This window comes from Pseudoalteromonas maricaloris, from assembly GCF_024746855.1.
GTDB lineage: Bacteria > Pseudomonadota > Gammaproteobacteria > Enterobacterales > Alteromonadaceae > Pseudoalteromonas > Pseudoalteromonas maricaloris.
On sequence record NZ_CP024625.1, the window covers coordinates 2,151,109 to 2,164,746 of the forward strand.

General features: G+C 43.3%; 12 protein-coding genes. 3 read left to right on the forward strand and 9 right to left on the reverse strand.

Annotated elements, in window-relative coordinates:
* Positions 1 to 75: 75 nt before the first annotated feature.
* The 4 genes from CTT31_RS09300 to glnS all read right to left on the reverse strand — a co-directional run bounded on the left by CTT31_RS09300 (position 76) and on the right by glnS (position 5,591).
* Positions 76 to 1,350, reverse strand: a complete 1,275-nt coding sequence (locus CTT31_RS09300; protein WP_260491142.1) for an RNA polymerase sigma factor — start codon at positions 1,348 to 1,350, stop codon at positions 76 to 78.
* 143 nt (positions 1,351 to 1,493) lie between these two features.
* Entirely contained in the window at positions 1,494 to 1,967 is a 474-nt protein-coding gene (locus CTT31_RS09305) for a DUF1203 domain-containing protein (protein WP_211857581.1), read from the reverse strand.
* A 76-nt stretch (positions 1,968 to 2,043) separates the two neighbouring features.
* Positions 2,044 to 3,870 (reverse strand): protein kinase domain-containing protein, encoded by a 1,827-nt coding sequence (locus CTT31_RS09310; RefSeq protein WP_260491143.1) that lies wholly within the window; start codon positions 3,868 to 3,870, stop codon positions 2,044 to 2,046.
* A 56-nt stretch (positions 3,871 to 3,926) separates the two neighbouring features.
* Positions 3,927 to 5,591, reverse strand: a complete 1,665-nt coding sequence (gene glnS, locus CTT31_RS09315; RefSeq protein ID WP_211857585.1) for a glutamine--tRNA ligase — start codon at positions 5,589 to 5,591, stop codon at positions 3,927 to 3,929.
* A gap of 248 nt (positions 5,592 to 5,839) precedes the next feature.
* On the opposite strand from glnS, the gene CTT31_RS09320 reads away from it, so the two are divergent.
* Complete coding sequence (locus CTT31_RS09320) at positions 5,840 to 6,910, forward strand: DUF3083 family protein (protein WP_260491144.1); 1,071 nt, start codon at positions 5,840 to 5,842, stop codon at positions 6,908 to 6,910.
* 44 nt (positions 6,911 to 6,954) lie between these two features.
* On the opposite strand, the gene CTT31_RS09325 is transcribed toward CTT31_RS09320, so the two are convergent.
* The 4 genes from CTT31_RS09325 to CTT31_RS09340 all read right to left on the reverse strand — a co-directional run bounded on the left by CTT31_RS09325 (position 6,955) and on the right by CTT31_RS09340 (position 10,085).
* Entirely contained in the window at positions 6,955 to 7,809 is an 855-nt protein-coding gene (locus tag CTT31_RS09325; RefSeq protein WP_069020682.1) for a pirin family protein, read from the reverse strand.
* 92 nt (positions 7,810 to 7,901) lie between these two features.
* The gene (fos, locus tag CTT31_RS09330; RefSeq protein ID WP_260491145.1) at positions 7,902 to 8,309 is read right to left on the reverse strand and encodes a fosfomycin resistance glutathione transferase; all 408 of its coding nucleotides are present in this window, start codon (positions 8,307 to 8,309) and stop codon (positions 7,902 to 7,904) included.
* 100 nt (positions 8,310 to 8,409) lie between these two features.
* Complete coding sequence (locus CTT31_RS09335) at positions 8,410 to 9,336, reverse strand: electron transfer flavoprotein subunit alpha/FixB family protein (protein ID WP_045990058.1); 927 nt, start codon at positions 9,334 to 9,336, stop codon at positions 8,410 to 8,412.
* Positions 9,333 to 10,085, reverse strand: a complete 753-nt coding sequence (locus tag CTT31_RS09340) for an electron transfer flavoprotein subunit beta/FixA family protein (protein ID WP_211857593.1) — start codon at positions 10,083 to 10,085, stop codon at positions 9,333 to 9,335. The genes CTT31_RS09335 and CTT31_RS09340 overlap by 4 nt, the downstream gene beginning before the upstream one ends.
* A gap of 176 nt (positions 10,086 to 10,261) precedes the next feature.
* Between CTT31_RS09340 and CTT31_RS09345 the strand changes: the two genes are divergently transcribed.
* Together CTT31_RS09345 and CTT31_RS09350 are read left to right on the forward strand one after the other, a co-directional pair.
* Positions 10,262 to 11,911 (forward strand): electron transfer flavoprotein-ubiquinone oxidoreductase, encoded by a 1,650-nt coding sequence (locus tag CTT31_RS09345; protein ID WP_211857594.1) that lies wholly within the window; start codon positions 10,262 to 10,264, stop codon positions 11,909 to 11,911.
* A gap of 84 nt (positions 11,912 to 11,995) precedes the next feature.
* Entirely contained in the window at positions 11,996 to 12,475 is a 480-nt protein-coding gene (locus tag CTT31_RS09350) for an acyl-CoA thioesterase (RefSeq protein ID WP_010372647.1), read from the forward strand.
* 41 nt (positions 12,476 to 12,516) lie between these two features.
* Here the strand turns inward: CTT31_RS09350 and CTT31_RS09355 are convergent, their stop codons facing one another.
* Positions 12,517 to 13,566 (reverse strand): energy transducer TonB, encoded by a 1,050-nt coding sequence (locus tag CTT31_RS09355; RefSeq protein WP_260491146.1) that lies wholly within the window; start codon positions 13,564 to 13,566, stop codon positions 12,517 to 12,519.
* Positions 13,567 to 13,638: the final 72 nt, after the last annotated feature.

Sequence of the window (13,638 nt, forward strand, 5' to 3'; positions counted from 1 at the left end):
GTAAATAAAGAGCTCTATACACTCTAGTCGAATGCATTCTTTAGAGATCGACAAAGTAAGGAAAAATTTTTTTAATTAATTTTCACCGAGCTTGAGAAGCTTTTGTTTGAGAACCCTTTGCTCTGGTAATTGCGTTGTTAAATTGAGAGCAGTTTTAAATGCATTAATCGCACTAGCCGTTCTGCCAGCACGAGATAATAGTTCGCCATAAGCCGCATGAGCCAAGTGATACCTTTGCATTTCTTTGTGCTCAAATAGCCGCTCTATAATGGTAATACCCGCATCAGGGCCGTCTTTCATAGCGATTGCGACCGCTTGGTTGAGCTCAATAACGGGAGACGGGCTCACTTGGTGTAACTGAGCATATAATTCAATGATCTGTGACCAATCTGTCGCCGCGGCGGTTGTCGCAACTGCATGAGTCGCAGAGATAGCCGCTTGAATGGTGTAAAAGCCATATTCACCGGCGCGCATTATTTCAGCGACCAACTGCGTACCTTCTGCAATCATACCTTTACTCCAAAGGCTTCGGTCTTGATCTTCCAGTAAAATAATGTCGCCACAGGCATTGGTGCGCGCTGCCTTTCTTGCATCATTCAGGAGCATCAGGGCGAGTAACCCCGCCACTTCTGGATCTGGCGTTAGAGAATAAAGTAAACGAGTTAAGCGGATGGCCTCCGAAGTCAGCTCACTGCGTATTGCAAGTTCGCCTTGTGTTGCTGAATATCCTTCATTAAAGACCAGATAGATAACTGTCAGCACCGCATCAAGTCGGTTGTTAAAGTCAGTGTCGTCTGGCAGCTCGAACGGTATACGGGCATCACGGATCTTCGCTTTGCCGCGCACAATTCGTTGCGCCATTGTTGTGTTCGACACCAAAAATGCACTGGCAATTTCCTCTGTTGTTAGTCCACAGACCTCCCGCAGCGTAAGCGCAACTTGTACTTTTGGATCAATAGCCGGATGGCAGCAAGTAAAAATTAGCCGCAATTGGTCGTCTTCAATTGCATTGGCATTTTGCTCTTGAGCTTGGCCTGCGATGTCAGAAACCCCATCCAAGTCAGTAGCAGCAACTTCTAGCTTTTCTCTTTGACGTTGCTGTTTACGTATTGCATCAATGGCTTTAAAGCGACCAGTAGAAATTAACCAAGGGACTGGGTTTTCTGGCATGCCTTGAGTAGGCCAATGTTTTAACGCCACATTAAACGCGTCTTGCAATGCTTCTTCCGCTAACTCAAAGTCACCTAGAAGGCGGATCAGTGTGGCGTAAATTTTCCGGCTTTCTTGCTTGTACAGCACTTCTATAGACTTACGAATAGCATTGCTATCGCAGGCGAGTTGATTGCTCATCACTTTCCTTCGTCAGCTAGGTTATCGCCATTTGAATTGGTATAGTCACTATTTCATAAATCAGCAAGAGCCTCAACTTGACACCATCACTCTGAAAGACTCAGCAGATTGGTTTTAGCCTGGGCAGATCCACCTTCTTTTTCCTATACTCTGCTCGCGATGCAATTAAAGCAACCGGGGTTTGCATTGTGAATATGCACATATTCGATTTTATGGTCATCAAATATGGTATGGAGGCAGTCTTTAATTTCCATTCCTTTTACTATTTGCGCCTCAATCATTACACCCAAGCTGTCGTAGGCCCTGATGGACAGTGATCTGGTTTGCAAGATTTCTGGCACTTCATTTACTTTAGGCTCTGCCAGTACTGCATTTTCCCTCACAAAGATAGGCCCAGAAGAGCGATATGGCGATAAAGTAGTATGGTGCTGATAATGTAACAACAACACCACCTCCCCAATCTCGGCTTCTTGTAGGGAAACGCGACAAGGGTAGCCGGGTTTAGCGTCAACGACGAACTTCTTGGCATGTAATGCCGTTAGCTCTTCATCACTTAAAGAAAATAAATGCTTAAATTGTTTGTAGTCAATCGCGTTAATTTGAAATTGTGTTGTCATGTTTACCACTCCTGCTTTCACTATAATTAGTGTAAAGAACTAGTAGTTAATGACTGGCCAGAAGTGGTACTAACACCTAAGTGTTAACAACAAATGTTTTAGGGTTTTTGGGAAAGAAAAAGTCAGGCTGACGGTCGCATAAAGCAAACTCACGTGTATTTTTATAGGGCAGCTTCATAAACCCTGCTACGCCATAATCTTGAATACTAACCGCATATTGCATGATCCGAGTCAATAGCGTCTTAAATTGCGCCTCTTTATTAGCATCAAGTAGCCGGTAGTAATAATGAATTTTCATCCTATCTTGCAACGATTCAAAAATGATGCAACCTGTATGGTGGATCTGATTTAACTCGAACACGCATTGAATTATCTGCCTGGGCAGCTGCAGTTGCTCGTCTGGATCTTTGCCGTCTTCAAAGTATGAATGCGGGCGTGTAATTTCATTGCTCGAAATATCGCTAACGCTAAACTCTAGTTCTGGCAGATGGTCAAATTGGAACGCACCGGTGCCGTCACGAGTCAATTGAATAGTTTGTCGCGCGTCGAACAAACAGCATTTAAACAAGCCTTTTTGTTTGATCCCCTGCGCAATCATTACAGTGGCGTTCAACGCGTCTTTAAATGCAAGGCCTAATGTTTCATCATGTAAAATAAGACTCGACTCAACAAATACTTGCGCATCTTTCCAGTGAAAACTGAGTCCACCAACGACCGGGTATTTTGCCAGTCTGCTGATTGAGGCCAAAAAGGCTTTCTCGGTATCTCCGGTATCAAACAAAAACTCTTTATAATATCTATCTAATTGCGCGTCGTTTACGTCTCTTAGATTGTGTTTATCGTCAGCACGACGCAAAAACTGCTTGCGTGAGCTATAGACGACCGTTTCAGGCTTAACTGTGGTTTCGTAGGTCCAAAAAGGAATGCGGGACTTTTTCTCTGACAGCGTTAAATCCGGTAAATACATTTTTGCCATTGCTGGCATATTACGAACAAAGTAATCCCCTGCGCTATCCCTCGTTGCTTTGTCTTTGCTAAGCATGCCATCCAGCACTTGCGCAAATACTTTTGGCAGCCCCAAAGCGCTAGCAGGAATGACCTGAGCACCAAAACGACATGATTGTGCACTAGCCAGTGCATAAATCGTCGATGCAACGCCTTGTTCATCGAAGCGAGGAGAAGATTGTGCACCCGACATTTGCTCATCGCCAATAAAGTACACATCTCCCATCCGAGCGTTAGTCGTACTTACATCAGATGACATCAAATCCATGATATTGCTGGCGATAGGCTCACCATGCACGTCCACCTGAGCATAGACTGAGCTTCCCCAATCAACCAAAGAGAAACCATCGGAAGCTTCATCCCATACGATATTAGATGGCTTAATATCTCCATGAACAATGGGCTGAGGAGACATGCCATTGCGACGCTCACGCAAATCAACCAACACATTCCTGAGTTTTAGCGCGAGGCTCACCAACTCATGCGCTTTAAAACGGCCCTTTTTGAGTGAGATCTTTTCTAAGTCTTCACCAGGGGCACGCTCCATCATTAAAATGCCTTGCTTTTTTACTCGCTCGAAGGCATAGAAGTTTGGCACCATCGGGTTGTCGATTTGCGACAACATATAGCCTTCATCTTCAAGCCTATCACGCACACTTTGGGCAAGCGTGATCCGAGAAAATTTAAACACCCAGTCTTTCCCCATATCACTTGTACCAGCAAATACGAAGCCAAATGCACCGGAGCCAATTACCTCAACATGTTTATAACCAAGTTGGCTCAATTGTTTTTTACAGATATTCAGCCATTGACGGTGCTTTTTTGCATCATGATGAGACAGTAAGTAGATGGACTGCTGTTCGTTGATATAGAAGTGTTGGATGGATTTTTCAGACATAATTATACGTAGAAAAAGCAATAAAAAAGGTCGACATTAGCCGACCTCATTCAGTATTAACCTTGCTGTTCTATCTTAGCCCACGAATCACGTAGACCAACAGTTTGGTTAAATATTAGCGCTTCTGACTTGTTATCACGACAGAAGTAACCTAAACGCTCAAACTGATAACCTTGCTCAGGCTTAGCGTTTGCAAGTGCTGGCTCAAGTTTGGCATTTGCAATGGTTACCAAAGAGTCTGGGTTTAACACTTCCGTGAAATCTTCAGCAGCCGCTGGGTTTGGCACGGTAAATAGGCGGTCATACTGACGCACTGGCGCTTCAATACAATGTGAAGCAGATACCCAGTGAATTACGCCTTTCACCTTGCGACCATCTTCTGGGTTTTTACCCAAAGTATCAGGGTCGTAACTACAGTAGATTGTCGTAATATTACCGTTTTCGTCTTCTTCAATGCGCTCAGCTTTAATCACATAAGCATTACGAAGACGCACTTCTTTACCTAGCACCAAACGTTTGAACTTTTTGTTCGCTTCTACGCGGAAATCTTCTTGTTCAATGTAGACTTCACGGGTAAACGGTAGCTCACGCTCTCCCATGTCTAATGTCGGATGATTAGGCGCTTGTAGCATTTCAACTTTATCGGCATCAAAGTTTTCAATGACTAGCTTAACCGGGTCAAGTACCGCCATTGCGCGTGGTGCATTTTCGTTTAAGTCGTCACGGATACACGCTTCAAGCATGCCCATTTCAACCATGTTGTCCATTTTGGTTACGCCAATGCGCTTACAAAATTCGCGAATTGCAGCTGGTGTATAACCACGACGACGAAGGCCTGCAATTGTCGGCATGCGCGGGTCATCCCATCCTTCAACATGGTTATTAACAACCAAGTCATTAAGCTTACGCTTCGACATCACCGTGTATTCAAGATTTAAACGAGAAAACTCGATTTGCTGCGGATGACACTCGATGCTGATGTTATCTAGCACCCAGTCGTACAAACGGCGGTTATCTTGGAACTCTAATGTACAAAGTGAATGCGTGATCCCTTCAAGCGCATCGGAAATACAGTGCGTAAAGTCATACATCGGATAGATGCACCACTTATCACCGGTTTGATGATGGTGTGCAAAACGTACACGATAGATGATAGGGTCGCGAAGCACCATAAATGAGCTTGCCATGTCAATCTTAGCACGAAGAACACATTCCCCTTCTTTAAACTCGCCATTTCTCATTTTTTCGAATAAGGCTAAGTTCTCTTCAGGTGAAGTGTCACGATAAGGACTATTTTTGCCAGGTTCAGTAAGCGTACCGCGATATTCACGCGCCTGCTCGGGCGACAGGAAGCAAACGTACGCTTTGCCATTTTCGATTAGCTCAACTGCGTAGCTATAGAGCTTGTCAAAGTAATTTGATGAATAGCAAATTTCGCCATCCCATTCGAACCCTAGCCACTGTACGTCTTGTTGGATCGACTTAACGTAGTTGATGTCTTCTTTTTCTGGGTTGGTATCGTCAAAACGTAAGTTACACTTACCTTGATAATCTTGGGCAATACCAAAATTTAAGCAAATTGATTTAGCATGGCCAATGTGTAAAAAGCCATTTGGCTCAGGTGGAAAACGTGTGTGCGTAGACGCATGTTTGCCACTGGCAAGATCCGCATCAATAATGTTGCGAATAAAGTTTGATGGGCGATTTTCAGTTTCCGCCATAGGAAATCTTTCCTCTGAATTATGCTCTTAGTTAACCTCGGCATTATTACAAAAACTCAGCCGAACTTACAGCAATTATCTGCGCTGTATCAGGATTTATTCATTTGGTTAAATGTTCATCAGATTTTTGTGACAAATTTTGTTCTAGCGCAATATTTCCGTCACAACTTCATCCTATAGTTGCGCCATCTCAGTGTTTATACCACAAACACTGCTTAAGTCACGTTACCGAGGAAAGGACAAAAGTAATGGCTTCAATGAATTTGAATCGTGTTTATATATCAACTAAGGCTAGGAACAATCACTATATTCTTGCTGAGTTTAAACCGGATGATGCATTCTATGCATGTTTTGACTCCAGCAGCGCGTGTTACGAGCGTTTGTCTCGTCAGCTATTCGCACTGTGTGACGAATATGAGCTGCATAATGTACATGTAATTGCGAACGATAAATTGCCGGTGGTGCGTTACCATGACGAAGCCTATACCATGCAAACAGAAAAGCAGATTTTGTTTTTCTATAATCCTAAGTTCCACGAAGCGCACCAAACTTATCTCAATGACGGATACCAAGCGCGTAAAATCCGCTTATTATTTTTAGCCACGGGAAATGAATTACGCGCCAATGCAGCGACCTTCCACAACAAAGTGAAAAAGGTGCTTGATGCACTTAAAGAAGGCTTTTCTCCGCTAGAACCTCAGTTTAGAGTGAGAGACCATCAACATTTAACCTATGACCTATTTGCCAAAGCGAAAGGTGACAAAGAGTCGTATGGTTATAAGTTGCGTGCACTTTACCCTCGTTATCAAGCCAGAAACTGCACGCTACCAGAAGAATATAGTGAAATGACCTACGCGACCTTTAACATTCCAGTGTCACGAGCAATAAAAACAGAGTTCCAAAGCCAAATGCGCCCTGGTGATTACGGACAATTCTATCGCACACTAGAAGATGCATTTCTGTCTTCTTGCGCCGATAAACAACTCAATATGGTAGCAATGGTAGCCGATGGCCGTTTACCTATCGTCAGAAGCGCCAAAATCGATAAGTCCGATACTAACCGAGAGCTACAAAAGCTGAGTTTTGATACTGGCTCCGGTGACAATCAAATTTACTCGCTATTTAACGAAGCAAACCTAGTGGACACCATTCGCTTTGTGATCGTTGCCAATGACAAAGACAAAAAAGACATGGGCTATGGTCGTTTTATGAATCACGTAGAAACGGCTATTAAACGCTTTGTTGCGCAACTTCCTGTTAATATTGAAAAGCAAGATGTCAACGTACGCTTCTTCCAGCATATTAGTTACGACTATTAATAGATAAAAGGGAGCATGTTCTATTAGGGTGTACTTTTGTCACCCTAAGGCAAAGGAATATGCTCCAATTTATCACCGGGGATCATATCGAACCTGCCCTCACGCCAATCTTGCTTCGCTTGTTCAATACGGGATTTACTAAAAGAAACAAAGTTCCAATCAATATAAGGGACTTTTTTAAACGCCTCTCCACCGAGCAATACCACTCTGCTATTCTCATTGAAATGTAATTGCGCGTCGTCGTCTTCAAGTAATACAAATGCTCCTGCACTATATGATTTATTCGACACCACCACTTCGCCGTAAATCACATATACGCCAACTTCTTGTGTCTGATCAGGCCTTTCAATATGTCCGCCAGCTTTTGCCATCACATCAACATAAAACATAGGTGAAAATGTTGGGACAGGAGAATGCAAGCCATACGCACTGCCGATAATGACCCTAGCCATCACCCCTTCTAGTTGCCTAGTAGGCAAGTCAAAACGGTTTATATGTGAGAAACTGGGTTCAACTTCAGCATTTTCTTCCGGTAGCGCCACCCAGCATTGCAAACCATGAATAGTATGTGATTGCGCTTTGGTTTCAAACGATTCTCTCTCCGAGTGTACAATGCCGCTCCCTGCTACCATCCAATTTACATCCCCTGGGTGGATCTCAAGTTGATTACCAAGAGAGTCACGATGGAGCAAGTTACCTTCAAACAAATAAGTGAGAGTTGCAAGCCCAATATGTGGATGCGGCCTTACATCAATACCATCACCAGCACTGAAGTTACCAGGGCCCATTTGATCAAAAAAGATAAAAGGACCTACCATACGTTTCGCACGCTGCGGAAGTACGCGGTTTACTGAAAGACCACCGATGTCATGTGCTTTGCCATTTAGTTGAATTGCCATTACTTTGCTCCATCATGTTTTGTTTTATTATGGAGCTCAGTAACCAGAAGTAAAATACGCAATTAAAGATACAAGCATTCTAGAAAATAGAATCACACCGCTTTGTACCAAGTGAGGCCTGAATACGGTTGCTGCTGCAAACTTTTTAACCGACTTTGCAAACTACCACTATGGATCTCGAGTTTGTGATGATCGGGGTCATAAATATAGAGCGAGTCTCCTTCGCTGCTATTTTGCTGCCATAAGCCGACTCCATTATCCAATAATGTTTTAGAAAAAGTTGTAAAGTCTTCGGCAGCAATATTGAACGCTATATGACTGTAATCTGAGCTTGGAGATACCTTACCTAAAGATAAGCAAAGCCATACGTCACCAAGCGCTAAATATGCCCCTTTGTCCCAAGTTACCCAAAGATCAAACCCTAGCAAACCGCAGTAAAAATCCAGTGATGTTTTCAGGTTAGACACTGTGATTGTGATGTGATTTAAGCCGGTTAGCACATTCCCTCCGCTAGACATGAAAAAAGCCGCGACCATAGGTACAACGGCTTTAACAACCAGAATTATTTTTCTTGATGTAGGCTAGCTACAAAAAGAAGCGTTACAGTGCCTGTTCAAGCTCTGGTAACGCATCAAATAGGTCCGCAACAAGGCCATAATCAGCCACTTGGAAAATAGGCGCTTCTGGGTCTTTGTTGATAGCGACAATGACCTTAGAATCTTTCATACCTGCAAGATGTTGAATAGCGCCGCTGATCCCAACTGCAATATATAAGTTAGGCGCCACAATCTTACCGGTTTGGCCCACCTGCATATCGTTAGGCACAAAGCCCGCGTCAACTGCAGCACGCGATGCACCAATTGCGGCCCCTAGTTTGTCAGCAATACCATTTAGCAAGGCAAAGTTTTCACCGTTTTGCATACCACGGCCACCTGAAATAACAACCGGTGCGGCAGTTAATTCAGGGCGCTCAGATTCAGTTTGTTCAATGCTCACAAACTCACTCACTTGAGAGGCAATACTTTGCGAGCGATCCTCAATGTCACATGCTGCTTGAGTCTCTACGGCATCAAATGCTGATCCACGCACAGTGATAACTTTTTGTGAGTCTAATGATTTTACAGTCGCAATTGCATTACCCGCATAAATTGGACGCTTAAAGGTGTCTGCATCAATCACATCGATAATTTCTGAGATCTGTGATTTGTCGAGTAACGCCGCGACACGTGGCGCGATATTTTTACCTGTGGTAGACGCTGAAAACAAAATGTGTGAAAAGTCACTTGCTAATTCAACAACTAGCTCAGATGTGTTTTCTGCCAATTGATGTTCGAATGAAGCATCGTCAACAGCAACCACCTTTTGTACGCCAGCGATCTGTGCAGAGTGATTGGCAGCCTCAGCAATGTTGTGACCTGCAACTAATACGGTAATGTCGCTTGCGATTTTTGTTGCAGCAGCAACCACCTTAGCGGTTTCAGGTTTCAATACACCATTTTCATGCTCAGCAATAACTAATACGCTCATGAGATCACCTTTGCTTCTGTTTTTAACTTGTTTACTAACTCTTCAATGCTCTCAACCATCACGCCACCAGAGCGCTTAGCTGGCTCTTCAACTTTCACCAATTCAATACGAGGAGCTAAATCAACGCCTAACGAATCCGCAGCGATTACGTCTAGTGGTTTACGCTTAGCTTTCATGATATTTGGCAATGAAGCATAACGAGGTTCATTTAAACGCAAGTCTGTTGTCACGACAGCTGGAAGTGATAGCGATACCGTTTGCAAACCGCCATCAACTTCACGCGTCACTTGCACTTTATCGCCTTCAACTACAACTTTAGAGGCAAAAGTGCCCTGAGCACGCTTAGTTAACGCCGCTAGCATTTGTCCTGTTTGGTTATTATCAGAATCGATAGACTGTTTACCTAGAATGACCAGTTCCGGACTTTCTTGTTCCACTACCTTAGCCAGTAGTTTTGCAATGTGTAGAGATTCAAGTTTTGCGTCTGTTTCAATGTGGATCGCTTTATCTGCACCTAGTGCAAGCGCCGTTCTCAATTGCTCTTGGCAAGCTTTATCGCCAATTGATACGGCAATAACTTCCGTTGCGGTACCCGCTTCTTTCAAACGAACCGCCTCTTCTACTGCGATTTCACAAAATGGGTTGATCGCCATTTTAACATTGCTCAAATCAACATCACTGTTGTCAGATTTGACTCTTGCCTTTACGTTGTAATCAATCACGCGTTTGATTGGCACAAGTACTTTCATGGTTACTCCATCATCTGGTTATTCTCTAAGCTGACGTCTACGTCAACAAATTATTTTATTGGTTTCAGACTACTTCCTGTTGACGTAAACGTCAACCTCAAATAACCTTAGTTTAACGAAAATCAAACTAAAGCCTCTCTTTAGTTAATCTACCGTCAAATAGTGTGAGGTTAATAATGGTCGAACGTGAAACCATGGAGTTTGATGTTGTGATAGTTGGTGCAGGTCCTGCGGGCCTGTCTTGCGCTATCCGACTCGCTCAACAGGCTCAAGAAAAACAACAAGAATTAATGATCTGTGTAGTCGAAAAAGGCTCAGAAGTAGGTGCACATATCTTGTCGGGTGCAGTATTTGAAACCAAAGCACTAGACGAACTTATCCCTGATTGGGCTGCAAAGGGCGCTCCCGTAACAACGAAAGTGACGGCTGACGACATTTATTTATTCAAAAATGAAACCAATGCCACCAAACTGCCTCATCTAGTGGTACCAAAAACATTTAAAAATGACGGCAACTATATTGTTTCCATGGGGAATGTTTGCCGTTGGCTCGCTGAACAAGCAGAGCAACTTGGCGTTGAAATTTTCCCAGGCTTTAGCGCCCACTCTCTAATTGTTGAAGAGCAACAAGTTAAAGGTATTATTACCGGTGATATGGGCCTAGATAGAGATGGCCAGCCTAAAGACAGCTATATGCCTGGAATGGAACTTAGAGCGAAATATACCGTATTTGCTGAAGGTTGCCGTGGCCACTTAGGCAAACAACTTATAGCTGAATTTAAACTAGATAAAGACGCTTCCCCTCAACACTATGGGATCGGCTTTAAGGAAATTTGGCAAGTAGACCCAAGCAAGCATAAAGAAGGTCTTGTTGTACACGGCACAGGTTGGCCACTCGACAATGATACCCATGGCGGTTCATTTATGTATCATGCTGAAAACAATCAAGTCGTTGTCGGGTTAATCATCGACTTAAATTACACTAATCCACACCTAAGTCCATTTGATGAATTTCAGCGTATGAAGCATCACCACACCTTTGCGAGTGTACTGGAAGGTGGTGAGCGCATTGCCTATGGTGCTCGCGCAATCGCCAAAGGTGGCTTTCACAGCCTACCTAAAATGCATTTCCCAGGTGGTTTACTGATTGGCTGTGACGCAGGTACCCTCAACTTTGCCAAAATTAAAGGCAACCATACAGCAATGAAGTCCGGTATGCTTGCAGCCGATGCCATCATTGAGGCACTCGGTCAAGAAAGCGTTCCGTCAGACTTGGTAAGCTTTGCCGACAAATTTAAGGCAAGTTGGCTTTATGATGAGCTTTATCAATCTCGTAACTTTGGTCCAGCAATGCATAAGTTAGGTCGTATTATGGGTGGTGCCTACAATATGATTGACCAAAACATTTTCTCAGGTTCGCTACCATTTACTATTAAGGACGAACATCAGGATCACGCACAGCTTAAGCTTGCATCTGAATCGCAAACTATAAGTTACCCAAAGCCGGATGGTAAATTAAGTTTTGACAAACTTTCTTCCGTATTTTTATCGAATACCAATCATGAAGAAGTGCAACCATGTCATTTACAGTTAAAAGATTCTGATATACCAATCAAAGTCAATTTAGCTAAGTTTGATGAGCCTGCACAGCGCTACTGCCCCGCAGGCGTGTATGAAGTAAACGAAAACGAGCAAGGTGAGAAGCAGTTTGTTATCAATTCGCAAAACTGTATTCATTGCAAAACCTGCGATATTAAAGATCCGAGCCAAAATATAACCTGGGTCACACCAGAGGGTGCCGGTGGTCCAAACTATCCAAACATGTAATACCAATAAATCCTAAATTGCGGGGGCGAAATGCCCCTTTCTTTCCTATACTTAGCGTATATTTTTAAAAATAGAGCTGAGCCTATGCCACAACAATCCGTCACCTTTCGATTTTTAGCAGAGCCCACCGACGTCAACTTTGGCGGTAAAGTACACGGTGGTATGGTCATGAAATGGATTGATCAAGCTGGATATGCTTGCGCCGCGGGTTGGAGCGGTAGCTACTGCGTTACCGTTTCAGTAGCGGGCATGCGCTTCCACCGCCCGATTCTTGTGGGTCAGATTGTTGAAGTTTCCGCGCGCATTGCCCATACCGGGAACACCAGCATGCAGATTTTTATTCAGGTGCGCTGTGGCGATCCAAAAACGCAGCGACTTGTCGAAACCAATCACTGTATTATCAGCTTTATCGCTATGGACCAGGCTGGGTATCCAATTCAAATTCCGCAGTTTAAAGCGAAAACCGAAGAGGAGAAAAAATTAGAAGCCTATGCGGTGAAAATGAAGGAAATAGCGATCCAGACTGAATCGCTATTAGAAGAAACCTTGTCCGATAGTAAATAACATAAAAGTCTGATAACAAAAATTGAAGTGTAGAAGTTCAGCTACGATTGAACTTCTATCAGTTTAAAGGAGCTATTCGGCTCACCAAAAACCAAGACATTACACTCACCCCAACTTTTCGGTATATTCCACTGCATATTTTCAGCAAATTTAAATTGTGAAAACTGGTTATCACATCTTACTTCAAGGGTATGAAGTGCGCCTGAAACCTCAGTGATAGCGAAATTTGGTCTGACCAATGCGTGCGTCCAGACATCATCATTTTTGATTTCAGCGGCTATAACAAGCATCTTGCTCTTATCTGCTATTAAAGCAACGATTTCATCTATGACAGGTTGAACTGCCGACTTGTAAGTGTCTTGTCCATCTAATTCCATTAGTTTTTTATGGTTTTTCAGCGCTCCTTTATATTCCTGCAGCTGGGTTTGGAGCTTAATTGCATTGATAAGTGCGTTGGCGTAGAGTTCAGGTTTAACGATATCCTTGCCGTGCCAGATGATCCCTTTATGCGCCTCAAGTTCTTGTCTAGGTTCAGCTGTTAGTTGAAAGTATCGCGCTTTTGCTAAGTTAAAAAACGCTTCTTCATATCGATTCCAACGACCTTTTTTTGCCAGTTTATCAATATGTTCTTTAGCTTCTACTAGCTTACTTTCATCAAGGAGGTTATTGATGTTGCCATAACTTCTCACAAAACCTCGAGATGCTCCTTCTTCCGCATCTGACATATTAAATGAAAACATCACACTGTTTTTGCACTGCTTAATCGGCTTACCATCTTTTGTTGCTGGAGAATATTGCCAACGTTTGATTGCTCGCAGTGCAGCGCGTTCGAAGCCTTTCTGTCCAGATGAATCCTCCACTATCGGAGACGCCACTGAACCATCCTCATTGATGATATAGCTCAGCGTAACCCAGCCTTCCCCGCCGACTAACGCAACATTACGTGGATACTGAGGAGCAACTCTTTCAACAGCCGATGCATTTACGATTGTAGATAAATGTAAGTTTGGCTCGCTTTGCGCAAATGCGTCTGTTGTGAGTGAAGCGAATAGAACTGAGGTCATTAAAGTAGATTTAATAAAATTTTCCATATCAAATTGTCCGTTATTGATAGCAGCTAAAATATAGCACAGACTTTATATTCGCGACAACGACCCTAAAAC

Excerpts from the sequence above, each read along its gene's own strand:
- CTT31_RS09300 (WP_260491142.1), bottom strand. The coding sequence starts at position 1,350 with ATGAGCAATCAACTCGCCTGCGATAGCAATGCTATTCGTAAGTCTATA.
- CTT31_RS09305 (WP_211857581.1), bottom strand. The coding sequence starts at position 1,967 with ATGACAACACAATTTCAAATTAACGCGATTGACTACAAACAATTTAAG.
- CTT31_RS09310 (WP_260491143.1), bottom strand. The coding sequence starts at position 3,870 with ATGTCTGAAAAATCCATCCAACACTTCTATATCAACGAACAGCAGTCC.
- glnS (WP_211857585.1), bottom strand. The coding sequence starts at position 5,591 with ATGGCGGAAACTGAAAATCGCCCATCAAACTTTATTCGCAACATTATT.
- CTT31_RS09320 (WP_260491144.1), top strand. The coding sequence starts at position 5,840 with ATGGCTTCAATGAATTTGAATCGTGTTTATATATCAACTAAGGCTAGG.
- CTT31_RS09325 (WP_069020682.1), bottom strand. The coding sequence starts at position 7,809 with ATGGCAATTCAACTAAATGGCAAAGCACATGACATCGGTGGTCTTTCA.
- CTT31_RS09335 (WP_045990058.1), bottom strand. The coding sequence starts at position 9,336 with ATGAGCGTATTAGTTATTGCTGAGCATGAAAATGGTGTATTGAAACCT.
- CTT31_RS09340 (WP_211857593.1), bottom strand. The coding sequence starts at position 10,085 with ATGAAAGTACTTGTGCCAATCAAACGCGTGATTGATTACAACGTAAAG.
- CTT31_RS09345 (WP_211857594.1), top strand. The coding sequence starts at position 10,262 with ATGGTCGAACGTGAAACCATGGAGTTTGATGTTGTGATAGTTGGTGCA.
- CTT31_RS09350 (WP_010372647.1), top strand. The coding sequence starts at position 11,996 with ATGCCACAACAATCCGTCACCTTTCGATTTTTAGCAGAGCCCACCGAC.
- CTT31_RS09355 (WP_260491146.1), bottom strand. The coding sequence starts at position 13,566 with ATGGAAAATTTTATTAAATCTACTTTAATGACCTCAGTTCTATTCGCT.